General features: G+C 69.9%; 24 protein-coding genes and 1 pseudogene. 18 read left to right on the top strand and 7 right to left on the bottom strand.

Annotation, left to right across the window (positions count from 1 at the left end; genetic code table 11):
* Nucleotides 1–79: 79 nt before the first annotated feature.
* The 11 genes from ACNF49_RS49530 to ACNF49_RS49480 all read left to right on the top strand — a co-directional run bounded on the left by ACNF49_RS49530 (nucleotide 80) and on the right by ACNF49_RS49480 (nucleotide 8,268).
* On the top strand, nucleotides 80–502 hold the full coding sequence (locus ACNF49_RS49530; protein ID WP_482942015.1) for a Cg1360 family ATP-synthase-associated protein: 423 nt from the start codon (nucleotides 80–82) through the stop codon (nucleotides 500–502).
* A gap of 65 nt (nucleotides 503–567) precedes the next feature.
* Nucleotides 568–783, top strand: coding sequence for an AtpZ/AtpI family protein (locus ACNF49_RS49525; protein WP_229824207.1), 216 nt, complete (start codon nucleotides 568–570; stop codon nucleotides 781–783).
* A gap of 67 nt (nucleotides 784–850) precedes the next feature.
* Nucleotides 851–1,648 carry a F0F1 ATP synthase subunit A gene (gene atpB / locus ACNF49_RS49520; protein WP_482942014.1) on the top strand — a complete coding sequence of 266 codons (798 nt, stop codon included), beginning with the start codon at nucleotides 851–853 and terminating at the stop codon, nucleotides 1,646–1,648.
* A gap of 69 nt (nucleotides 1,649–1,717) precedes the next feature.
* Entirely contained in the window at nucleotides 1,718–1,948 is a 231-nt protein-coding gene (gene atpE / locus ACNF49_RS49515) for an ATP synthase F0 subunit C (RefSeq protein ID WP_132595523.1), read from the top strand.
* A gap of 33 nt (nucleotides 1,949–1,981) precedes the next feature.
* On the top strand, nucleotides 1,982–2,533 hold the full coding sequence (locus ACNF49_RS49510) for a F0F1 ATP synthase subunit B (RefSeq protein WP_352320415.1): 552 nt from the start codon (nucleotides 1,982–1,984) through the stop codon (nucleotides 2,531–2,533).
* Entirely contained in the window at nucleotides 2,533–3,342 is an 810-nt protein-coding gene (locus ACNF49_RS49505) for a F0F1 ATP synthase subunit delta (protein ID WP_482942013.1), read from the top strand. Before ACNF49_RS49510 ends, ACNF49_RS49505 begins: the two co-directional genes overlap by 1 nt.
* A 40-nt stretch (nucleotides 3,343–3,382) precedes the next feature.
* On the top strand, nucleotides 3,383–5,032 hold the full coding sequence (gene atpA / locus ACNF49_RS49500) for a F0F1 ATP synthase subunit alpha (protein WP_482942012.1): 1,650 nt from the start codon (nucleotides 3,383–3,385) through the stop codon (nucleotides 5,030–5,032).
* A gap of 3 nt (nucleotides 5,033–5,035) precedes the next feature.
* Nucleotides 5,036–5,938, top strand: coding sequence for a F0F1 ATP synthase subunit gamma (locus ACNF49_RS49495; protein ID WP_357971057.1), 903 nt, complete (start codon nucleotides 5,036–5,038; stop codon nucleotides 5,936–5,938).
* 1 nt (nucleotide 5,939) lies between these two features.
* Entirely contained in the window at nucleotides 5,940–7,388 is a 1,449-nt protein-coding gene (atpD, locus tag ACNF49_RS49490) for a F0F1 ATP synthase subunit beta (protein ID WP_482942011.1), read from the top strand.
* A 68-nt stretch (nucleotides 7,389–7,456) separates the two neighbouring features.
* Nucleotides 7,457–7,858 carry a F0F1 ATP synthase subunit epsilon gene (locus tag ACNF49_RS49485; protein ID WP_080042501.1) on the top strand — a complete coding sequence of 134 codons (402 nt, stop codon included), beginning with the start codon at nucleotides 7,457–7,459 and terminating at the stop codon, nucleotides 7,856–7,858.
* Between the two features lie 29 nt (nucleotides 7,859–7,887).
* The gene (locus tag ACNF49_RS49480) at nucleotides 7,888–8,268 is read left to right on the top strand and encodes a DUF2550 family protein (RefSeq protein ID WP_357971059.1); all 381 of its coding nucleotides are present in this window, start codon (nucleotides 7,888–7,890) and stop codon (nucleotides 8,266–8,268) included.
* Here ACNF49_RS49480 and ACNF49_RS49475 read toward each other — a convergent pair.
* Complete coding sequence (locus ACNF49_RS49475; protein ID WP_357971060.1) at nucleotides 8,265–8,855, bottom strand: cob(I)yrinic acid a,c-diamide adenosyltransferase; 591 nt, start codon at nucleotides 8,853–8,855, stop codon at nucleotides 8,265–8,267. The genes ACNF49_RS49480 and ACNF49_RS49475 overlap by 4 nt on opposite strands.
* A 127-nt stretch (nucleotides 8,856–8,982) precedes the next feature.
* Between ACNF49_RS49475 and ACNF49_RS49470 the strand changes: the two genes are divergently transcribed.
* From ACNF49_RS49470 to ACNF49_RS49455, 4 genes are all read left to right on the top strand, one after another.
* The gene (locus ACNF49_RS49470) at nucleotides 8,983–9,879 is read left to right on the top strand and encodes an ABC transporter ATP-binding protein (RefSeq protein ID WP_482942010.1); all 897 of its coding nucleotides are present in this window, start codon (nucleotides 8,983–8,985) and stop codon (nucleotides 9,877–9,879) included.
* Entirely contained in the window at nucleotides 9,876–10,985 is a 1,110-nt protein-coding gene (locus ACNF49_RS49465) for an ABC transporter permease (protein WP_482942009.1), read from the top strand. The genes ACNF49_RS49470 and ACNF49_RS49465 overlap by 4 nt, the downstream gene beginning before the upstream one ends.
* Nucleotides 10,986–12,155: a sensor histidine kinase gene (locus ACNF49_RS49460; protein ID WP_482942008.1), complete on the top strand. Its 1,170-nt coding sequence runs from the start codon at nucleotides 10,986–10,988 to the stop codon at nucleotides 12,153–12,155.
* 64 nt (nucleotides 12,156–12,219) lie between these two features.
* Nucleotides 12,220–12,483: an STAS domain-containing protein gene (locus tag ACNF49_RS49455; protein ID WP_482942007.1), complete on the top strand. Its 264-nt coding sequence runs from the start codon at nucleotides 12,220–12,222 to the stop codon at nucleotides 12,481–12,483.
* 222 nt (nucleotides 12,484–12,705) lie between these two features.
* Here the strand turns inward: ACNF49_RS49455 and ACNF49_RS49450 are convergent, their stop codons facing one another.
* From ACNF49_RS49450 to nucS, 5 genes and pseudogenes are all read right to left on the bottom strand, one after another.
* Nucleotides 12,706–13,248 (bottom strand): TetR/AcrR family transcriptional regulator, encoded by a 543-nt coding sequence (locus ACNF49_RS49450; protein WP_357971065.1) that lies wholly within the window; start codon nucleotides 13,246–13,248, stop codon nucleotides 12,706–12,708.
* Nucleotides 13,249–13,392: 144 nt separating this feature from the next.
* Nucleotides 13,393–14,865 carry an aldehyde dehydrogenase family protein gene (locus ACNF49_RS49445; RefSeq protein ID WP_482942006.1) on the bottom strand — a complete coding sequence of 491 codons (1,473 nt, stop codon included), beginning with the start codon at nucleotides 14,863–14,865 and terminating at the stop codon, nucleotides 13,393–13,395.
* 32 nt (nucleotides 14,866–14,897) lie between these two features.
* Nucleotides 14,898–15,455, bottom strand: a complete 558-nt coding sequence (locus ACNF49_RS49440) for a GNAT family N-acetyltransferase (RefSeq protein ID WP_482942005.1) — start codon at nucleotides 15,453–15,455, stop codon at nucleotides 14,898–14,900.
* A gap of 3 nt (nucleotides 15,456–15,458) precedes the next feature.
* Nucleotides 15,459–16,759, bottom strand: a pseudogene (locus ACNF49_RS49435) (carotenoid oxygenase family protein).
* Between the two features lie 106 nt (nucleotides 16,760–16,865).
* Nucleotides 16,866–17,528 (bottom strand): endonuclease NucS, encoded by a 663-nt coding sequence (gene nucS, locus ACNF49_RS49430; RefSeq protein ID WP_357971069.1) that lies wholly within the window; start codon nucleotides 17,526–17,528, stop codon nucleotides 16,866–16,868.
* A gap of 36 nt (nucleotides 17,529–17,564) precedes the next feature.
* Here nucS and ACNF49_RS49425 point away from each other — a divergent pair, with 36 nt between their 5' ends.
* The 3 genes from ACNF49_RS49425 to ACNF49_RS49415 are packed head-to-tail and all read left to right on the top strand — an operon-like array spanning nucleotide 17,565 to nucleotide 20,014.
* Nucleotides 17,565–18,992, top strand: a complete 1,428-nt coding sequence (locus ACNF49_RS49425) for a 3-hydroxyacyl-CoA dehydrogenase family protein (RefSeq protein ID WP_482942004.1) — start codon at nucleotides 17,565–17,567, stop codon at nucleotides 18,990–18,992.
* A 16-nt stretch (nucleotides 18,993–19,008) separates the two neighbouring features.
* Nucleotides 19,009–19,299, top strand: coding sequence for an Rv1322 family protein (locus ACNF49_RS49420; RefSeq protein WP_357971071.1), 291 nt, complete (start codon nucleotides 19,009–19,011; stop codon nucleotides 19,297–19,299).
* A 10-nt stretch (nucleotides 19,300–19,309) separates the two neighbouring features.
* Nucleotides 19,310–20,014: an alpha/beta hydrolase gene (locus tag ACNF49_RS49415; protein WP_357971072.1), complete on the top strand. Its 705-nt coding sequence runs from the start codon at nucleotides 19,310–19,312 to the stop codon at nucleotides 20,012–20,014.
* Here ACNF49_RS49415 and ACNF49_RS49410 read toward each other — a convergent pair.
* Entirely contained in the window at nucleotides 19,977–21,104 is a 1,128-nt protein-coding gene (locus tag ACNF49_RS49410) for a sensor histidine kinase (protein WP_482942003.1), read from the bottom strand. The genes ACNF49_RS49415 and ACNF49_RS49410 overlap by 38 nt on opposite strands.
* Between the last annotated feature and the right edge of the window lie 51 nt (nucleotides 21,105–21,155).

The following is a 21,155-nucleotide window of genomic DNA, read 5'->3' as shown; positions in this document are numbered from 1 at the left end:
TTTCACGAGCAGGGACCTCCAGACACACATGTTCTGGAGGTAGCAAACGCTCGCTTGACAACATGCTGATGGAGCACCGATGCAGGCCAACGACGTGCGCGTACTCAAGAGCGCCGCTGTTCCGACCTTCGCGGTCGGGGTGGTCGCGGTCATCGTGGCGTTCCTCCTGGCGGGAGGCAAGGGAGCGCTCGGCGCGGCCCTCGGCACCTTGCTCGTCGGGGTTTTCTTCAGCATCAGCGTGGTAGCGGTCTCCTATGCCGCCCGCGTCTCCCCGCAGATGATGGCGATCGCGGCCATGGTCAGCTACCTCGTCAAGGTCGTCGCCATCATGGTGGTGCTCTCCGCCTTCCGTGAGACCACCGTCTGGAACACCCAGGCCTTCGCGTGGTCCGTGGTCGTGTGCACGCTTGTCTGGACCGGATTCGAGGTCCGCGCGTTCATGAAGACCAAGATGCTCTACGTCGACCCCGATGCCTCGGTCCCCGGAAAGGGTGACTCATGAGGCAGGTAAAGGGATGGGGTCCGATATGACTAGTCCTCTACTCGCCTGCTATCGTCGGGGCCGCGATGAGCGCACAGGAACGCCGACCGGAACACGACGGTCGCGACTTCTCCGATGCCATGTGGTCAGTCCCCAGCTATCTGCTCGCCGGGATGGCGGTCTATGGCGGTCTCGGGTGGTTGCTGGACCGGTGGCTCGACATGTCCGCGTTCTTCCCCATAGGCGTGGTCCTTGGGGTCGTGCTCGGCGGCTACGCGGTCTACCGGAAGTTCGGTCGCTAACCCGACGCAGCGATCGCCTCGCTGAGGAAACCCTTGTGATCCACTACGACGTTGAAGGGAACGCCGCGTGATTGCGCTGACGGTCCTCGCCCCCGAAGACAACTTCCGGGCGCCATCGCCCGATGAGCTGTTCAATTCGTTCACGCCGATCATCCCCGGGGTGACCTGGTTCACCAAGCCGGTGCTGCTGGCGATGCTCAGCGCGCTCGTGGTGATCGCCGTGTGCTGGGTGGCCTTCGCCAAGCCGAAGCTCGTGCCGAGGGGCACCCAGAACGTCGTCGAGTACGGCTACATGTTCGTCCGCGACCAGATCGCCCGGCCGTTCCTCGGCAAGGACGCCGATCGGTGGATGGGCCTGCTGGTCACGCTCTTCTTCCTGGTCCTGTTCTGGAACATCCTCGGTGTGATCCCGCTCGCGCAGTTCCCGGTGGCCTCGCACATCGCCTTCCCGGCCGTGCTCGCGCTCTCGGTCTATGCGATCAAGGTCTACCTGGGCGTCAAGCACCAGGGCGGCATCGGTTACTTCAAGAACATGATGTTCCCGCCTGGCCTGCCCAAGCCGATCTACTTCCTTCTGGCGCCGATCGAGTTCCTCTCGAACATGATCATCGCGCCGTTCACGCACGCTGTCCGACTGTTCGCGAACATGTTCGCCGGTCACATGCTGCTCGCGTTCTTCAGCATGGTCGGCTTCTGGTTCCTGTTCGAGAAGCTGACGCCCTTGGGCGCACCCGTCGGCGTGGTGGGCGTGCTCATGACGATCATCCTGACCGGGTTCGAGATGTTCATCCAGTTCCTGCAGGCGTTCCTGTTCGCGATGCTGGCGGCGATGTACATCGGCGGCGCGCTGCACCCGGATCACTGAGAACCACATACCGGAATATCCATGACCGGTGGGACTCCCTTCACCGGCCGTCCAGTAAAGGAAATAGCAATGAGCGTTCTCGCTGAGGTCTCCGGCAACGTCACCGCCATCGGTTACGGTCTCGCCGCCATCGGCCCCGGCATCGGCGTCGGCATCATCTTCGGTCAGGGCGTGCAGGCCATCGCGCGTCAGCCCGAGGCTTACGGCCTGATCCGCCAGAACATGCTCCTCGGCTTCGTCCTCACCGAGGCCCTCGCCCTGATCGGTCTGGTCGCGCCGTTCATTTTCCAGGCCATCTAAGACCAGAAGAATCCCTGACGAAAGGCTGCACCCATGATTAAGGCAGCTACGCTCCTCGCGCAGGAGGAGGGTGCGAACCCGCTCCTTCCGCACACGTTCGAGCTCGTCGTCGGTATCTTCTCGTTCCTCGTCGTTCTCCTCGTCGTCGGCAAGATTCTCGTACCGCGTATCCAGAAGACGCTGGCCGAGCGGACCGACGCGATCGAGGGTGGCATCAAGAGGGCCGAGGAGGCCCAGGCCGAGGCGCAGAACCTGCAGCGGCAGTACGCGCAGCAGCTCGAGGAGGCCCGCCGCGAGGCCGGCCGGCTCCGCGAAGAGGCTCGCGAGCAGGCCGCGCAGATCAAGGCGGAGCTCCGCGAGGAGGCGCAGGCCGAGGCCCGTCGTCTCGTCGAGGCCGCGCACGCCCAGATCGAGGCCGACCGCGCCGCCGCGTTCGCGCAGCTCCGCACGGAGATCGGCCGTCTGTCCACCGAGCTGGCCGGCCGCATCGTCGGCGAGTCCCTCGAGGACGAGGTCCGCCAGAGCCGGATCGTGGACAGGTTCCTCGACGAGCTCGAGAGCAGCAACGCGCAGGCGGTGCGCTAATGAGAGGTCTGAGCAGGACCTCGTTGGCAGAGGTCGAGGAGCGCTTCAACGCGGTCGCGGGCAGCGCCGACCTCGGCGCGCTCTCCGACGAGTTGTTCGCCGTCGCGGATCTGCTCGACCGCGAGCACGGCCTGCGCCGCGCGCTGTCCGACCCGGCCAGGCCCGCCGAGCAGAAGGCGGGCACCATCCGCGCCCTGCTCGGCGGCAAGGTCTCCGAGGCGGCCATCGCCACGACCGAGGCCGCGGTCTCGGTCCGGTGGTCGCGCGCGGGTGACCTGGCCGACTCGCTCGAACGGCTCGGCGTCGTCGCCGCGGCCGCCGAGGCGGAGGGCCAGTCCAGGCTCGACGACGTGGAGGACGAGCTCTTCCGCTTCGGCCGCATCGTCGCCGCCAACCCCGACCTCCGACGCGCGCTCGCCGACGCGGCCGCGCCCGCGGAGGGCAAGCGGCAGCTGCTGAGCGACCTGCTCGGTGGCAAGGTCGCCCCCACCAGCCAGCGCCTGATCACGCAGCTGGCGGTGCACCCGCGAGGGCGTAGCCTGGAGACGGGCTTGGAGGGGTTCGGCCAGCTCGTGGCCCAGCAGCGCCAGCGCCTGGTGGCGGTCGTGCGCAGCGCGGTCGAGCTGTCCGACGCGCAGAAGCAGCGACTGGCCGACTGGCTGCGCACCTCCTACGGTCGCGACGTGCACCTGAACGTCGAGGTGGACAAGCGAGTGCTCGGTGGGTTCTCGGTCCGCATCGGCGACGAGATCATCGACACCACGATCGTGGGACGAATTGAAGAAGTCCGCCGCCGGTTGGCCGGCTGAGGCGCAGTGAGCGCCGAATGAATAGGGAGACAGAGTAGAGATGGCGGAGCTTACGATCCGGCCGGACGAGATCCGGGACGCGCTTGAGCGCTTCGTCCAGGCGTACGAACCGGAAGGCGCCGCGCGCGAGGAGATCGGGACCGTCGTCGACGCCGGCGACGGCATTGCCCATGTCTCCGGCCTTCCCTCGGCGATGGCGAACGAGCTGCTCGAGTTCGAGGACGGCACGCGCGGCCTGGCCCTGAACCTCGACCCCCGAGAGATCGGCGTCGTGGTCCTGGGCGACTTCAGCAAGATCGAGGAAGGCCAGACGGTCCGCCGGACGGGCGAGGTCCTGTCCGTGCCGGTCGGCGACAACTTCCTCGGCCGTGTGGTCGACCCGCTCGGCAACCCCCTCGACGGCAAGGGCGCGATCGAGTCCGAGGGCCTGCGCGCCCTCGAACTCCAGGCCCCCTCGGTCGTCCAGCGGCAGCCGGTGAAGCAGCCGCTGCAGACCGGCATCAAGGCGATCGACGCCATGACGCCGATCGGCCGCGGCCAGCGCCAGCTGATCATCGGTGACCGTGGCACGGGCAAGACCGCCGTGGCCGTCGACACCATCCTCAACCAGCGCGACAACTGGCTCTCGGGCGACCCCGAGAAGCAGGTGCGCTGCGTCTACGTCGCGGTCGGCCAGAAGGGCTCGACGATCGCCCAGGTGCGCTCCCGTCTCGAAGAGGCCGGCGCCCTGGAGTACACCACGATCGTCGCCGCCCCGGCCTCCGACCCGGCCGGTTACAAGTACATCGCCCCCTACACCGGTTCGGCCATCGGCCAGCACTGGATGTACCAGGGCAAGCACGTCCTCATCATCTTCGACGACCTCACCAAGCAGGCCGACGCCTACCGCGCCGTCTCGCTGCTGCTTCGCCGCCCGCCGGGCCGCGAGGCGTTCCCCGGTGACGTCTTCTACCTCCACTCCCGCCTGCTGGAGCGCTGCGCCAAGCTCTCCAACGACATGGGCGGCGGCTCGATGACCGGTCTTCCGATCATCGAGACGAAGGGCAACGACGTGTCGGCGTTCATCCCGACCAACGTCATCTCCATCACCGACGGCCAGATCTTCCTGGAGACCGACTACTTCAACGCCGGCATCCGTCCTGCCATCAACGTCGGTATCTCGGTCTCCCGAGTCGGTGGCTCGGCGCAGATCAAGGCGATGCGCAAGGTGGCCGGCACGCTGCGTCTGTCGCTGTCGCAGTACCGCGACCTGGAGGCCTTCGCGGCCTTCGCCTCCGACCTGGACGCGGCCTCCCGCGCCCAGCTGGAGCGCGGTCAGCGCCTGACCGAGCTGCTCATCCAGCCGCAGTACTCGCCGTTCTCCGTGGAGCGTCAGGTCGTGTCGGTGTGGGCGGGCACGACGGGTGAGCTCGACGAGGTTCCGATCGAGGACATCCGCCGCTTCGAGCAGGAGTTCCTCGACTACCTGCAGAGCAGCCACAAGGGCATCTTCGACAGCATCCGCGAGACCAACGAGCTGACCGACGACGCGGTGACCAGCCTCAAGGACGCCGTCACGGAGTTCAAGAAGGGCTTCACCACCTCCTCGGGTGAGCTCCTGGTCAAGGACGAGCCGGTGGCGCCGCTCGAGGCCGACGAGGTCGGCCAGGAGAAGATCAAGAAGGTCGTCCGTCCGGCGACGGAGAAGTAGCTCATGGGTGCCCAGCTAAGGCTGCTGCGGCGGCGGATCAGGTCGGTCAAGTCGACCGCCAAGATCACGCGCGCCCAGGAGCTCATCGCCTCCTCGCGGATCGTGAAGGCGCAGATGCGGATGCAGGCGGCGCTGCCGTACGAGCGTGAGATCACTCGCGCCGTCACGGGCGTCGTCAGCAACGCGGCCAGCGTCGATCATCCGCTGACCGTGGCGAAGGAGAACCCCGCCAAGGCGGGCGTCCTCATCGTCACCAGCGACAGCGGGTTCTGTGGCGGCTTCAACGCCAACGTCCTGCGCGAGGCCGAGGCCCTGCGCGGGCTGCTGGAGAGCCGTGGCCTGACGGTGGTGCCGTTCGTCACCGGCCGGAAGGGTGTCACCTGGCACACCTTCCGCAACCGTACGATGGGCGGCCAGTGGGTCGGCTTCTCCAGGAAGCCGGCCTACGCCGACGCCAAGGAGATCGCGCAGACGCTGATCGACTCCTTCAAGGAAGAGGCGGGGATCGACGAGATCCACATCGTCTCGACCGAGTTCGTCTCGATGCTGACCCAGAACGTCGTGGTCAAGCGCGTGCTGCCGCTGGAGGTCGAGGAGACCGAGGCGACGGCCGGCGAGACGATCCCGCCGTACTTCGAGTTCGAGCCCACCGCGGGCGACGTGCTCGAATCGCTGCTGCCGCGCTATGTGGAGTCCCGCATCTTCACGGCGCTGCTGCAGTCGGCTGCTTCGGAGGAGGCCGCGCGCCGCCGCGCCATGAAGTCCGCCACGGACAACGCCAACGAGCTGATCCGCGTGTTCACCATGCAGATGAACCAGGCTCGCCAGGCCGAGATCACCCAGGAAATCAGCGAGATCGTCGGTGGCGCCAACGCGCTGGCTGACGCCGCAGCGGGGAAAGAGTGAAATGACTGCAGAGGCTGTTGAGACTGTTGAGCCCACGTCGGCCGGTGCCGGTCGTGTGGCCAGCGTCAAGGGGCCCGTCGTCGACGTGGAGTTCCCCGTCGAGGCGATGCCCGACATCTACAACGCGCTCAACGTCGAGGTGACCCTCGGCGGCGAGACCAAGACCCTGACCATGGAGGTCGCCCAGCACCTGGGTGACAACCTGGTCCGCGCCATCTCCATGCAGCCCACCGACGGCCTGGTCCGCGGTACGGCCGTCACCGACTCGGGCCACCCGATCTCGGTGCCCGTCGGCGACATCGTCAAGGGCCACGTGTGGAACACGCTCGGCGAGTCGCTCGACGTGCCGACCGCTTCGCTCCAGATCACCGAGAAGTGGGGCATCCACCGGCCGTCCCCGCCCTTCGACCAGCTCGAGTCCCGTACCGAGATGCTGGTCACGGGTATCAAGGTCATCGACCTGCTCACCCCGTACGTGCAGGGTGGCAAGATCGGCCTGTTCGGTGGCGCCGGTGTGGGCAAGACGGTTCTCATCCAGGAGATGATCCGCCGTGTCGCCCGCAACTTCGGTGGCACCTCGGTGTTCGCCGGCGTCGGCGAGCGCACCCGTGAGGGCAACGACCTCTGGCTGGAGATGGATGAGGCGGACGTCCTCAAGGACACCGCTCTCGTCTTCGGCCAGATGGACGAGCCGCCGGGCACCCGTCTGCGGGTGGCCCTGTCCGCGCTGACGATGGCGGAGTACTTCCGCGACGTGCAGAAGCAGGACGTGCTGCTGTTCATCGACAACATCTTCCGCTTCACGCAGGCGGGCTCGGAGGTCTCCACCCTCCTCGGCCGCATGCCGTCCGCGGTGGGTTACCAGCCGACGCTGGCCGACGAGATGGGTGTGCTCCAGGAGCGCATCACCTCGACGCGCGGTCACTCGATCACCTCCATGCAGGCGATCTACGTGCCCGCCGACGACATCACCGACCCGGCCCCGCACAACGCGTTCGCGCACCTCGACGCGCAGACCGTGTTGTCCCGGCCGATCTCGGAGAAGGGCATCTACCCCGCGGTGGACCCGCTCGACTCCACCTCCCGGATCCTCGACCCGCAGGTCGTGGGCGAGGAGCACTACCGGGTGGCCCAGGAGACCAAGCGGATCCTGCAGAAGTACCGCGAGCTCCAGGACATCATCGCGATCCTCGGTATCGACGAGCTGTCCGAAGAGGACAAGGTCACCGTGCAGCGGGCCCGCCGGATCGAGCGGTTCCTGTCGCACCCGATGTACGCCGCCGAGGCGTTCACCGGCCAGCCGGGCGAGAACGTCCCGCTGGACGAGACGATCGCCTCCTTCAAGGGCCTGTGCGCCGGCGAGTACGACCACCTGCCCGAGCAGGCGTTCTTCATGGTCGGCGGCATCGACCAGGCCGTGGCCAAGGCCAAGGAACTCGAGCGTCGCTGATCGCCCTACGGTAGTGGCACGGGTGGGAGAGCCCGTGCCGCTACCTGATCGGAAAGGAACCTGCTGAAGTGGCGAAGCTACGCGTAGGGGTTGTCTCACCCGAGCGTGAGATCTGGTCGGGCGAGGCCGACATGGTGATCGCCAAGACCGTTGACGGCGAGATCGGTATCATGCCGCAACACGCACCCGTGCTCGGCGTCCTCGTCGAGGGCGGCGTGCTGCGCGTCAAGCGGGAAGGTGAGCCCGAGCTCGTCGCGGCCGTTCACGGAGGGTTCATCTCCGTGGCCGATGATGAGGTGTCGGTGCTCGCCGAGGTCGCCGAGCTCGGTTCCGAGGTCGACGTCGCGGCCGCCCGAGACGCTCTCGACCGGGCTCAGGCCTCGATCGAGGCCAACCAGGAGGACGCCGACGCGGCGATCGAGGCGAAGCGGGCCAGGGCCCGGCTGCGCGCGGCGGGCGAAGAGGTTTAATACATACAACGGGATTCAGGGGGGCGGCCATGGTGGCGACGGTTTCGGTTTTGTTGTTGCTGCTGGTCGCCCTCGTGGTCCTGCGAGGGGTGACGCTCGCCCGTTCGCGCGGCAGCGTACCCTGTCGGCTGAAAGTGGGCAGCCGAGGGTGGCAGAGCGGGGTGGCCCGCTACGCCGACGGTGAGCTCCACTGGATTCCGCTCATGGGCGTCCGACTGAGGCCGCGCCACGCGATCGCGAGGCGCGGCCTCGTCGTTTCCGCCCGGCGTGAGATCGACGGCGGCCTCTACGCCGTCGACTGCGGCGGCACGACGCACGGGTTGTCGCTGGCGATGAGCGCCGACGCCCTGACCGGCTTCCTCGCCTGGCTGGAGTCGGCGCCGCCCAGCGCGTACCTCGACGTCGCCTAGCGGGTGCCGCCGGGCTTCCAGAGGATCTCGTTGCCGCCGTGGGCGACCCGGCAGGCGATGAAGAGCAGGTCGGACAGCCTGTTGAGGTATTTGGCGGTCAGCGGGTTGACGTCGTCGTGGGCCTCGAGCGCCGCCCACGTGGTGCGCTCGGCCCTGCGTACGGTCACCCGGGCCAGGTGCAGCGCGGCCGTGGCTGGGTCGCCGCCGGGCAGGATGAAGCTGCGCAGCGGCTGGAGCTCGGCGTTGAGCCGGTCGCACTGCTCCTCCAGCCGGTCGATGTAGGACTGCTCCACCCGCAGCGGCGGGAACTCCGGCTCCGCCACCACCGGTGTGGCCAGGTCGGCCCCCACGTCGAACAGCTCGTTCTGGATGCGCACGAGAAGCGCCACGAGGTCGGCGGACAGGGTGCCGTGGGACAGGGCCAGGCCCAGGCAGGCGTTGGCCTCCTCGACGTCGGCGTAGGCGGCCAGCCGGGTGTCGGTCTTGGCCGCGCGGCTCATGTCGCTCAGGTTCGTGGTGCCGTCGTCGCCCGTACGGGTGTAGATGCGGGAGAGGACGACGGGCTTGTCCTTGTCGGCACGCGTCATGAACCCAGCGTAATGACAAATGTCATCCGAACGGGACGCGCTTTCCATGTCACGTCCATGATTTCCGCGACTACCAGCGCTAACGCCGCCAAAGCCACAATTTACCCATGACGAGAGAGAGGACCTGATGCTCGAGATCAGCGAGCTACGCAAGCGCTTCGCGGGCGGTCCCGACAACCCCGGCGGCAAGGTCGCCCTGGACGGGATCAGCTTCACGGTACGTCCGGGCGAGATGTACGGCTTCGTGGGCGCGAACGGTGCGGGCAAGACGACGACGATGCGCATCGTCATGGGCGTGCTCCAGGCCGACTCCGGCGCGGTGCGCTGGCGGGACCGGGCGCTGGGCTACGACGACCGCACGCGGTTCGGTTACATGCCCGAGGAGCGTGGGCTGTACCAGAAGATGCGGGTCGCCGAGCAGATCGAGTACTTCGGCCGGCTGCACGGGCTCACCCCCGCGGCGGCGAAGAAGGCCGCCGACGAGCTCATCGAGCGGCTGGGGCTGACCGAGCGCAGGGGCGACGCGGTGCAGACGCTGTCGCTGGGCAACCAGCAGCGCGTGCAGCTGGCCGTGGCGCTGGTGCACGACCCCGAGGCGCTGGTCCTGGACGAGCCGTTCTCGGGGCTCGACCCTCTCGCCGTGGACGCCCTGGCCGGGGCGCTCCAGGAACGCTGCAGGAGCGGCGTGCCGGTGATCTTCTCCAGCCACCAGCTCGACCTGGTGGAGCGGCTGTGCGACTCGGTGGGCATCGTCTCCGGCGGCCGGATGGTCGCGACGGGCACGGTGGCCGAGCTGCGTGCCGCCGAGGGCGACACCTTGCGCGTGGAGGTCCGCGACCCCGCCGCGGGCTGGGCCGACGGCCTGCCGGGCACGGTGACCGTCCACGGCGACCTGCACACCCTGCGGACGACCGAGGGCGACGACCAGGAGATCCTGCGCCGGGCCATGAAGGCCGGCCGCGTCGAGCACTTCGGGGTCGAGCAGCCGACCCTCACCGAGATCTTCAAGGAGGCCGTGGCGTGAACGGACTGATGCTGGTCGCCCGCCGCGAGATCGTCACACAGGTGCGCACGAAGACGTTCCTCGTCGGTCTGCTGGTGACCGCGCTGCTGGTGGCGGCCGTCTCCTTCGCGCCCAAGATCATGGGCGGGAACGACTCGTACACGCTGGGCACGGTCAACTCCCAGCAGCTCCCGCTGAAGGCCGCCGCGCCGGACGCCGAGTTCGAGTGGCGCTCGTTCCCCGACGAGGCCGCGGCCAAGAAGGCCGTGCTGGCCGGTGACGTGGACGCGGTGCTGGTCAACGGCGACAAGGTGCTCACCGACGGCGAGATCGACAGCAAGCTCGGCGTGCTCATGCAGAGCACCAACCGGGAGATGCGGCTCGGCGCGGCCGGGGTGACGATCCCGCCGCTGCAGGTGGTCTCCGTGGGCGCGGACACCCGCTACCAGGCGGCCAAGACCGGTATCGCCGTGGTGCTGGTGCTCGTCCTGTTCATGCTGCTCATGGGCCAGGTCATGATGGTGGCCATGGGCGTGGTGGAGGAGAAGGGCAGCAGGATCGTGGAGATCCTGCTCGCGGCGGTGCGCCCGTGGCAGCTGCTCGGCGGCAAGATCGTCGGTCTGGGCGTGCTCGGGCTGATCAACCTGCTCACCATCCTCGCCGTCGGCCTGATCGCCACGTCGGTGTCGGGGTTCGCCTCCGACTTCCCGCCGGGTCTGCCGGGGCTGGTGGTCGCCGTCCTGGTCTGGTTCGTGCTCGGGTACGCGTTCTTCGCCACGCTCGCGGCCGCGTTCGCCTCGCTGGTCTCCCGCCAGGAGGAGGTGAGCAGCGTGATGTCGCCGCTGACCATGCTCATCATGGCCACGTACTTCGTGGCCTTCTACGCCACCAACGATCCCACGGGCACGCTGGCCACGGTGATGTCCTACATCCCGCCGTTCTCGTCGATGATCATGCCGGTCCGCATGGCGGCGGCCGACGTGCCGATGTGGCAGGTGGCGGCGTCCATGGCGGCGATGGCCGTGGCCGTGCTGGCGGTGTTGTCGTTCGGCGCCAAGGTCTACGAGCGGGCGGTGCTGCGCACGGGCGCCCGGCTGAAGCTCGGCGACGTGCTGCGCGCGGGCTAGATGGACGCGATCACGCGGGCGCGGCGGCTGACCCGCCGGATGCTGAACTCGACGCTCGTGATCATGTGGATCTTCCTGATCGCGTCGACGGTGTTCAGCCTCGGCTCGGCGGCGGCCGGCTGGCCGCGCCTCGTGTTCGCGACGATCGCGGCGCTCGGCTTCACCTGGCTCTACGTACGCGTCGTCGCCGCGGTCATGGAGCGCCGGTATCCCACGAAGGAGGTCGTGTGGACCGGCGCTCTGGCGTTCCTGGCGGCGCTGCTCGGCGGGGCCGACCCGATGGGCTGGGGGTTCGTGCCCATGGTCTGGCTGTCCGTGGTGGTGATCGGGCTGCCCCCGCGCAGGGCGTTGGCGCTGGGCGCGGCGACGTGCGCGGCCTGCGTCGGGCTCGGCGCGCTGTCCGTGCTGAGCGGGACGGGCCTGCTGGCGCTGAGCGGTGACTCCTTCCTCGTCTCGTTGCTCGTCATCGCCGCCCTCGACGTCGTGTGGGCTGTGGCGCTGCCCTGCACGAACAGGATGTGGGCCTGGATCTGGTCGCTGGCCGTGCAGGCCCACGAGGGCCGCGAGGCGCACACCCGGCTGGCGCTGGCCGAGGAGCGGCTGCGCTTCGCCAGGGACCTGCACGACCTCGTCGGCCACCAGCTCTCCGCCATCGCCGTCAAGACCGAGCTGGCCGTACGCCTGGCCGACGCCGACGGCAAGGCGGCCAGGGACGAGATGGCGGAGGTGAACACGCTGACCCGCAAGGCCCTGCGTGAGCTGCGGCAGGCCGTGCGCGGCTACCGCGAACTTGACTTGACCGCTGAGCTGAATAGCGTGAAGGGAGTGCTCGAAGCGGCCGGCGTCCGCTGCGAGGTGCGCCTGCCGCACCGCGAGCTGCCCCAGGGCGTCGCGCCGGTGTTCGCCTACGCGGTGCGTGAGGCGGTCACGAACGTGCTGAAGCACAGCGACGCGACCTTCTGCGACATCACGCTGCGATTCACCGACCAGGAGGCGGAACTGGCGGTGCGCAACGACGGCGTGGCCCGCAGGCAGGCCGCCGACCTGGGCAGCGGGCTGACCGGCATGGGTGAGCGGATGGCCGCCGTGGGCGGGCGCATGACGGCCCGTCCCACCGACGACGGACAGTTCCTGCTGACGGCTGTCGTGTCACTCCCGATAGATGGGTAGGGGAGGAGAAGCGGGGGTTTCGATCCCGGCGACCACACGCCGTGTGCGTGATTGAGGAGGTGGCATGCGCGTCCGGCGCAATCCACGAGGCCAGACGGTGCGGATCGGCGCCCGGCTCGACGCCGGCACGTCGGCCGGCGTGCGTGAGCGGCTGCACGCCGCGCTCGACGCCGGCGAGGGCGACCTCATCCTCGACCTCTCCAAGCTGGAGATGATCGACGCCACCGGGCTCGGGGTGCTGGTCGGAGCGCATCGGCGCGCGATCAGCGTGCAACGCCGCCTCGTTCTTCGGGGGTGCCCCCGCGGATCATGCGGATCCTGGCGGTGACCCGGCTGAATCGGGTCCTGCACGTCGAGGTTCCCGCGGCCGCGGTGGCCTGAGGTCACATATCGGGGGCCGGGCGTCGATCAGCCGTCGCCCGCGCCCTTTCACGAGCCGAATATAGAGGGAATGTAGATTTCGGCTGGACCTCTATCACGGGCGTGGCCACTCGGAAAGAACTGTGAAAGTGATTATTCTGTGACCCCATCACTGCGGGTAATCGGTGGGTCACGACGGACTGAGGCTGCGGATGAAGATGTGCACCGCCACCTCGACCAGATCGTCGATGTCCGGCTGCTGGTCGGCCAGTATCCATTCGATCAGCAGCTCTTGCAGGGCGCCAATTACGCCAAGTGCCACCAGCCGCCGATTCAGTGAGCGGGCCTGCGGGAAATCCGCCGACGCCTCCTCCACGAGCCGGGCGAAGGAGTCCACCGCCCGCTGACGCGAGGCTGTCAGGACGTCACCCGACCTGCGCACCTCCAGGTGCATGATGCGGGCCCGCCGCCAGTCGGCGGCGGCGAACTCGATATAGGCGCGAATCCCCGCCTTGACTCTTCCGTCAAGCGTGCCCGGCGCCTCCTGTAACGCTTTGGCCACAACCGCGAGGCTTTCCTCCACGCACCGCTCGTGCAGCGCCTGGAGCAACTCCTCGCGGCCGCCGAAACATTCGTAGAAGGCGCGGTTGGAGATCCGCGCCTCCGAGCACAATCTTTCGATGGTCGTCGCCGCGAAACCTGGTTTCGCGTATAGCGTGTAGGCGGCCGTCATCAGCCGCTCGCGTCTGTCCGCCAGCCTTTGCTCAGCCGACATTCCCCGGTAAGACCGGTTCACATTCCACCCGTCCAACATGATCGTGGCCCCCAGAGCACACAATTATGGACGGATGATCGGATTTGGGAAAGAGCGCGATGATTATCTTTTACGTCGCCCGTGCAAGAACGTGACAAGCCTGATCAGTCGCTCAAGCTCGTCGGGCCCTCTCCTGAACGAGGTCAGGTTCATGCCGGGCAGGGCGAAGCGCTGGCGGGAGACCGCCTTCGGCCTGGTGAACTCGCGTAGACCGTCGGCTCCGTGGATGCGGCCGAACCCCGAGTCGCCGATCCCGCCGAACGGCAGCGCGGGCACCCCGGCGAAGGAGATGACCGAGTTGACGGCGGTCATCCCGGTACGCATCGCCCGCGCGAGCTGCGTCGCCCGGCGCGCGTTCCGCGAGAAGATCGTGCCGGCCAGCCCGTACGCCGAGGCGTTGGCCAGCTCCAGCGCCTCCTGCGCGTCGCGGGTGCGCCGGACGGTGATCGTCGGCCCGAACGTCTCCTCGCGCACGGCCGGGGAGTCCTCGGGCACGTCCGCCACGATGACCGGGTCGACGAACGGCGCCCGTACCGAGCCGGGGCCGCCGGTGACCACTTTTCCGGACTTGGTGGCGTCGTCGATGTGCCGCCGGATGATGTCGATCTGGGCGGGCATGGTGATCGGGCCGTAGTCCTGGCCGGCCTTGACCTGGGCGGCCCGCTCCGACAACTCCCGCATGAACGGCTCGTACACCGCGTCCACCACGTAGACCCGCTCGACGCCCGCGCAGGTCTGGCCCGCGTTCGACATCGCGCCCCACAGGCAGGCGTCGGCCGCGGCGGGCAGGTCGGCGTCGGCGTCCACGATGAAGGCGTCCTTGCCGCCGCACTCGGCCACGATGGGCGTGAGGTTCTCCGCGCACGCCGCCATGACCCGCTTGGCGGTGGCGGTCGAGCCGGTGAAGGCCACCTTCCGCACCCGGGGGTCGGCGGCCAGCGCCGCGCCGGTCTCGCCGAGCCCGGTCACCGTCTGCAACACCGGCTGCTCGGGCACCGACTCGGCGAACAGCTCCGCCAGCCGCACGCCCACGCCGGGGGTGAGCTCGCTGGGCTTGAACACGACCGCGTTGCCGGCGGCCAGCGCGTACGCGATGGACCCCATGGGGGTGAACACCGGGTAGTTCCACGGACCGATCACGCCGACCACGCCGAGCGGCAGGTATTCCAGGGTGGCGGCCAGGTTGAGCCCCAGCATGCCGGTCGCCACGCGGCGGCGGCCCAGCACCTTGGCGGCGTTGCGGGCCGCCCAGTCGAGGTGCGTGACGGCCAGCACGATCTCCAGCGTGGCGTCGCCCACGGGCTTGCCGGTCTCCTCGTGCACCAGCGCGGCCAGCTCCCGCAGGCGCCGCGTGATGACCGCCTTGTAGTCGAGCAGGCGGCGCCTGCGCTCGCCGGCGGGCAGGGCCGCCCACCACTCCGCGGCCGTCTCGGCCCTGGCCACGGCCTCGTGCACGGCCTGGGCGTCGTTCTTGGGGTGACTGCCGACGACCTCGCCGGTAGCCGGGTTCAGTGAGTCGAACGTCAGCGTGGTCATGGCGTCACGATAAACCGGTAAGCCGTCGCTTACTAGCTCCGGGGTGGGCGCAGCATCCCCCACACCGGCGGCCCGTCCGGCAGCGTGAACCGCTCGGTGACCGCGAACCCGAACCGCTCGTAGAAGGGCACGTTCGACTCCTTGCTGCTCTCCAGGTAGACGGGCAGGTCGCCGCACCTGGCCAGGCCCGCGCGCAGCAGCGCGCCGCCCACGCCGGTGCCCTGGAGCTCGGGCACGGTGCCGAGCTGGGCCAGGTACCAGTAGGGGCCGCCGGGCTTGTGCCGGGCGAACTCCTCCTCCAGCAGCAGGCCCTGGCGCACCCGGTCGCCCATGGCCGCCAGCAGGCCGGGCACGGCCGCCTCCGCGTCGGGCCGGTGGTCCGGCGGGTCCCACAGCGCGACCCCCGCCACGGCGCCGCCCCCGCTGAGCGCCGTGTCGGTGAACGCGTGCATGTGCCGGGCGATCGTGGCGAACATCCCCGCCGCGCCGCGGCCGCCGGGCAGCAGCCATCCGACCACCGGATCGTCGTGGAAGGCCCTGGCCAGCGCCCCGCCGGCGGCGTCGAAGTCGCCGGACTGCCTGATCTCCACCGGTCAGCCCTCCGCGAACCACGAGCCGTGGAAGCCCGCCGGCACCCGCCTGGGCAGCCGCACCGACGCGACGCCGGACAGGTCGCTCGCGTCCAGCACCAGCAGCTCGGACGACTCCCCGGAGGTGACGATCGACAGCAGCCACCCCTCGTCCTCGCCCGTGGCCCCCTCGGCCGGCACGAACACGGCCTCGCCGGTGGCGCCGCCGGTCTTCCTGACCTGGGCGGAGCCGTCGCGCAGGTCGTACTTGACGACGGCGTCGGCGCCCACCGTGTAGAGGTGGCGGCCGGGCCGGCCGAGCAGGTCCTCGTTGAACGTGGGGAACTCCACGCCGCGGTCGTCCAGCGCCTCCTCCGTGGCCGTGCCGGTGGCCGGGTCGAGGGTCCAGCGGTGCAGGGCGGCCGCGCCGGCGGCGCCCGCGTGCCGGGCCGGGTCGGCGGTGCCGCCGATCTGCTCCCAGACGGCGGACCACGCGCCGGGGGAGTAGCGGGCGGCGTTGAGGACGATGCGCCCCCGCTCGTCCTCCCAGGCGTTGCCGACGTGGAACACGTAGCAGGGGTCGACGTCGAACCAGCGGGTCGGGCCGCCCGTCCGGGGGTGACGCCGATCCTGGCGCCGTAGTCGTCCTCCCAGGCGTACGGCATGCCGCGGCGGTTCAGGTCGAACACCACCGGCAGGTCCAGCCAGAGCAGGTGATGTTCGGTGACGGCGAAGTCGTGCATCATCGTCGGCCCCGGCACCTCGATCTCCCTGCTCTCCACCAGCTCGCCGGCGGCCGAGAGCCGGTGGTAGGTGAGGAACGGCGGGAAGTACCCGTAGCCGAAGAAGTGCAGCTCGCCGGTGAGCGGGTCGTGCTTGGGGTGGGCGGTCATCGCGGTGGTCAGCCGTCCGCCGAAGTCGCACGGGCCCACGGTGGCCAGCTCGGGCGTCACCTCGTGCGGCAGGCCGTTCTCCACCAGCGCCAGGATGCGTCCGGCGTGCCGGACGACGTGCGTGTTGGCGGTCACGGCGGCGAGATCGACGCCGGTGTCGGAGACGAACGGCGCGTCGTCGGTGAACTTGCTGGTCCGCACCCACCGGTTGCGGTACCACTCGGCCCGCCCGTCCCGCAGCCGGACGCCGTGCAGCATGCCGTGCCCGGCGAACCAGTGGCCGGGATCCTCGCCCGGCCGGGGATTGGGCCCGTTGCGGAAGTAGCGCCCGGTCAGCTCGGCGGGCAGCGCGCCCGTGACCTCCAGGTCGTGCGCCTCGATCTCGTCGGGGACGGGCGCCAGGTCGCCGCTGAGGTACGCGGGAACGTCCATGAACACTCCAATCTCGATAGGTCGAAACTAGAACGTCCATGAGAGACGTGTCAATACTGGAATGTCAGGCCATGGGAAGTCCCGGCCCGCTACGAGGCCGGGAGCGCTAGAAGAGGGTCGGGTTCTCCGGCTCGATGCCGCGCAGGGCGGCGTAGTCGAGGGTGACGCAGTCGATGCCCCGGTCGGTGGCCAGCACGCGCGCCTGCGGCTTGATCTCCTGGGCCGCGAACACCCCGCGCACCGGCGCGAGCAGCGGATCGCGGTTGAGCAGCTCCAGATAGCGGGTGAGCTGCTCGACGCCGTCGATCTCGCCGCGCCGCTTGATCTCGATGGCCACCGTCGCGCCCAGCGCGTCGCGGCACAGGATGTCGACCGGCCCGATGGCCGTCATGTACTCGCGGCGGATCAGCGAGTAGCCCTCGCCCAGGGTCGTGATGTGCTCGGCCAGCAGCTCCTGGAGGTGGGCCTCCACGCCGTCCTTGATCAGGCCGGGGTCGACGCCCAGCTCGTGGCTGGAGTCGTGGATGATCTCCGCCATGGTCAGGACCAGCTTCTCGCCGGTCTTGCCGTGGGTGACCGTCCAGGTCTCGCCGTCCTCCTTGAGCTTGCACGGCGGATTCATCCAGTTGAGCGGTTTGAAGGCGCGGTCGTCGGCGTGAATGCTGACGCTCCCGTCAGCCTTGATGAGGACGAGCCTCGGCGCCATCGGCAGATGCGCCGTGAGCCGTCCGATGTAATCCACGCTGCACCGCGCGATGACCAGCCGCATGACGGTCAACCTTAGCGGCTCTGGAAAACTGGTCGCATGGCGTTTGAAACGGTGGGAGTTGTCGGGCTCGGCACGATGGGCGCCGGGATCGCCGAGGTCTTCGCGCGTGCCGGGCTTCGGGTGATCGGTGTCGAGGCCGACGCCGAGGCGCTGGCCAGAGGGCGCGGGCACGTCGAGCGCTCCACGACCAGGGCGGCCGACCGGGGCAAGCTGACGGCCGGGCAGCGGGCCGAGATCCTGGGGCGCATCACGCTGACCACCTCGCGCGAGGACCTGCGCGAGGCCGACCTCGTGATCGAGGCGATCCCCGAGGTGCTCGACCTCAAGATCTCGCTGTTCCAGGACCTCGACCGCGTCTGCAAGCCCGGGACGGTGCTGGCCACCAACACCTCCTCGCTGCCGGTCACCGCCGTCGCCGCCGCCACGGGCCGGCCCGAGCGCGTGGTCGGCATGCACTTCTTCAACCCGGCGCCGGTGATGCGGCTGGTCGAGGTGGTGGGCACGGTGGTGACCGCGCCGGGGGTGGTCTCGGAGATCTGCGAGCTGGCCGGGCGGCTGGGCAAGACCGCCGTACCGGCGGGCGACCGGGCCGGGTTCGTGGTCAACCGGCTGCTGCTGCCCTATCTGAACCACGCCGCCGTCCTGCTGGAGCTGGGCATCGCCACGCGCGACGGCATCGACGACGCGATGCGGCTGGGCGTGGGGCTGCCGATGGGGCCGTTCGCGCTGCTCGACCTGATCGGGCTCGACACCGCGTACGAGGTGATGGAGGTGCTGTTCGAGGAGACGCGCGACCGCCGGCACGCGCCCTCGCCGCTGCTGCGCGAGCTGGTCACCGCCGGGCGGCTCGGCCGCAAGAGCGGCCACGGCTTCTACGGGCCGCAGGAGCCGCCCAAGGAGCCGGAGAAGTCCACGATCATCACGTTCGGCATCGACGGTCCCGACGTCCACGGGCTCGGCGAGCGGTTGTCGGCCTCGGGGTTCAGGCCGTCCGACGCGCCCGACACCGTGCTGCGCTGCACCGACCGTCCGGTGATCGAGCACGCCGTACGCCTGTCCGACCCCACCAGGATGGTCGGCGTGCACGTCGTCGGCGACAAGGTGGCCGAGCTGGCCGGCACCGCGCTCACCTCGCCCGGGGCCGCCAAGGCGGCGCGCGACCTGATGCGGGTCGCCGGTCTGGTGCCCGTCTCGTGCAAGGACCGGGCCGGGTTCGTGGCCGACGCCCTGCTGTTCCCCTACCTCAACGACGCCGTCCGCATGTACGACGCCGGCTACGCGTCCATCGCCGACATCGACGCCGCCATGCGGCTGGGCTGCGGCTACCCGGCCGGCCCGTTCGAGATGCTGGGCTACCTCGGCCTGGCCAGGGTCCGCGACGGCCTCAGGGCCCTCTACGCCGAGTACCGCGAGCCCGCCTTCGCCCCCGCCCCCTGCTCGACCAGCTCGTCACGGCCGGTGTGAGCGAGTTCCCCCGCTCATGAGCCCCCGCCGCGCCCGCCGGAGGGACGACTCCCGCCCTCTCGGCCTTCCCACCGGCAACGACAAGGTGGAGGAATGGCCGGACGGCGACTGGAAGGTGCGCATGCTGACGGGCGCGTCCTCGACCAAGACCTACCGCTGCCCCGGCTGCGACCAGGAGATCCTGGGCGGCAGGCCGCACCTGGTCGCCTGGCCCGACTGGCCGGGCGGCGACGAGGAGCGCCGCCACTGGCATCCGGCCTGCTGGCGCAAGAGACTCGACCGCGGCCCCGGCCGCAGCCGCTACTAGGAGGACCCCCGTGGAGATTCGCGCGGCCACCGTGCTGCCCGCCAGGCGTGAACCGATCGAGCTGCAGACGGGCGACGGCCTGACCCTGGTCGGCGAGCTGGCCCGGCCCCTCGACCGGCCGCCCGTGGCGACCCTGGTGACCCTGCACCCGCTGCCCACCCACGGCGGGTTCATGGACAGCCACGTCTACAAGAAGGCCGCCAACCGGCTGCCCGCGCTCGCCGACCTCGCCGTGCTGCGCTTCAACACGCGCGGCACCAGCTCCGAACGCGGCACCTCAGGGGGCGCGTTCGACGGCGGCGAGGGCGAGCGGTTCGACGTGGCGGCGGCGCTGGAGTACGCCGAGTTCAACGACCTGCCGCGGGTGTGGGTGGTGGGCTGGTCCTTCGGCACCGAGCTGACCCTGAAGTGGGCCCACGACCCCCTGGTCGAGGGGGCGATCCTGCTCTCGCCGCCGCTCCACAGGGCCACCGACGACGACCTCGACGCGTGGGGCCGGTTCGGCCGGCCGCTGGTGGCGCTGGTGCCCGAGTTCGACGACTACCTGCGTCCCGAGGAGGCCAGGCGGCGCTTCGCCAGGGTGCCGCAGGCCGAGGTCATCGGGGTCGACGGCGCCAAGCACCTGTGGGTGGGCGAGCCCTACGTCCGGATCGTGCTGAACGAGATCGTCCGGCGGGTCAATCCGGAGGCGTACCCGCTGCCGACGGACATCTGACGGTCACCTCCAGCCCGCCCTGCGGCCGCGCGACCACCTCCAGCGTGCCGTGATGGGCCTGGACGACGGCGGCGACGATCGACAGGCCGAGCCCCAGCCCGTCGCCGACCGTCCGGCGGCCGTCCGCCAGCCGCTGGAACGGCTGGAGCAGCGTCGTGACCCGGTCGGGCGGGATCACCGGGCCGCTGTTGGCGACGCTGAGCGTGGCCAGGCCCGCCCTTACGTCCGTGGTCACCGAGATCCAGCCGTCCGGGACGTTGTGCCGCGCCGCGTTGTCCAGCAGGTTCGCGACCAGGCGTTCGAGCAGGGCGCGGTCGCCGGAGGCGGGCGCCGGCCGCAGCGCCGCCTCGACGCGCAGCGGTGAGTCCGGCCGCCGGTCGAGCGCCTGACCGGCGACGGCGGCCAGGTCCAGCGGCTCCCGGTGGTCCAGCCCCTGCTGGCTCCTGGCCAGGACGAGCAGCGCCTCGATGAGCCGTTCCTGGTGCCGGCCGGCCGCCAGCAGCCGGTCGAGGACGTGGCGCAGCTCGGCGGCGCCGGCGTCGGGGTCGGCCAGCGCGACCTCGGCCATGGCGCGTTGCAGGGTCAGCGGGGTGCGCAGCTCGTGGGAGGCGTTGGCCACGAACCGCCGTTGCGCGGTGAAGGCGGCCTCCAGCCGGTCGAGGAGGTCGTCGAAGGTGTCGGCCAGCTCCTTCAGCTCGTCGTCCGGGCCGGAGGCGGCCAGCCGCCGGTCGAGCCGGTCGGCCGTGATGCGCCGGACGGTCGCCGTCATGTCCTGCAGCGGACGCAGCACCCGCCCGGCCGTCAACCGGCCCAGCAGCACCGACGCGAACGCCATGACCACCAGGGCGATCACCGAGTTGACCAGCAGCCTGCGCAGTCCGGCCGCCTGCTGCTCGGCCAGGTACGCCACGTCCACCCGCGGCTCGGGCACGACCTGGCCGGGCCCTCCGGGCAGGACGGGCGCGGCCGGCGCGGCCGGGAACGGCGAGTGCGCGACCAGCAGGTAGATCAGGGCGACCAGCAGCAGGCCGGCGGCCAGGAACAGGCCGCTGTAGAGCAGCGTCAGCCGCAGCCGTACGGTCCGCCGCACGCCGGGACACCTCCGTCCGGGTCCGGTGCCCGGCCCGCGGGACGGGCGAGG

The sequence above is a fragment of the Actinomadura sp. ATCC 39365 genome, from assembly GCF_054392275.1.
The sequence above is the reverse complement of the archived record's forward strand: the minus strand, read 5'-3'. Positions and strand labels throughout refer to the sequence as shown.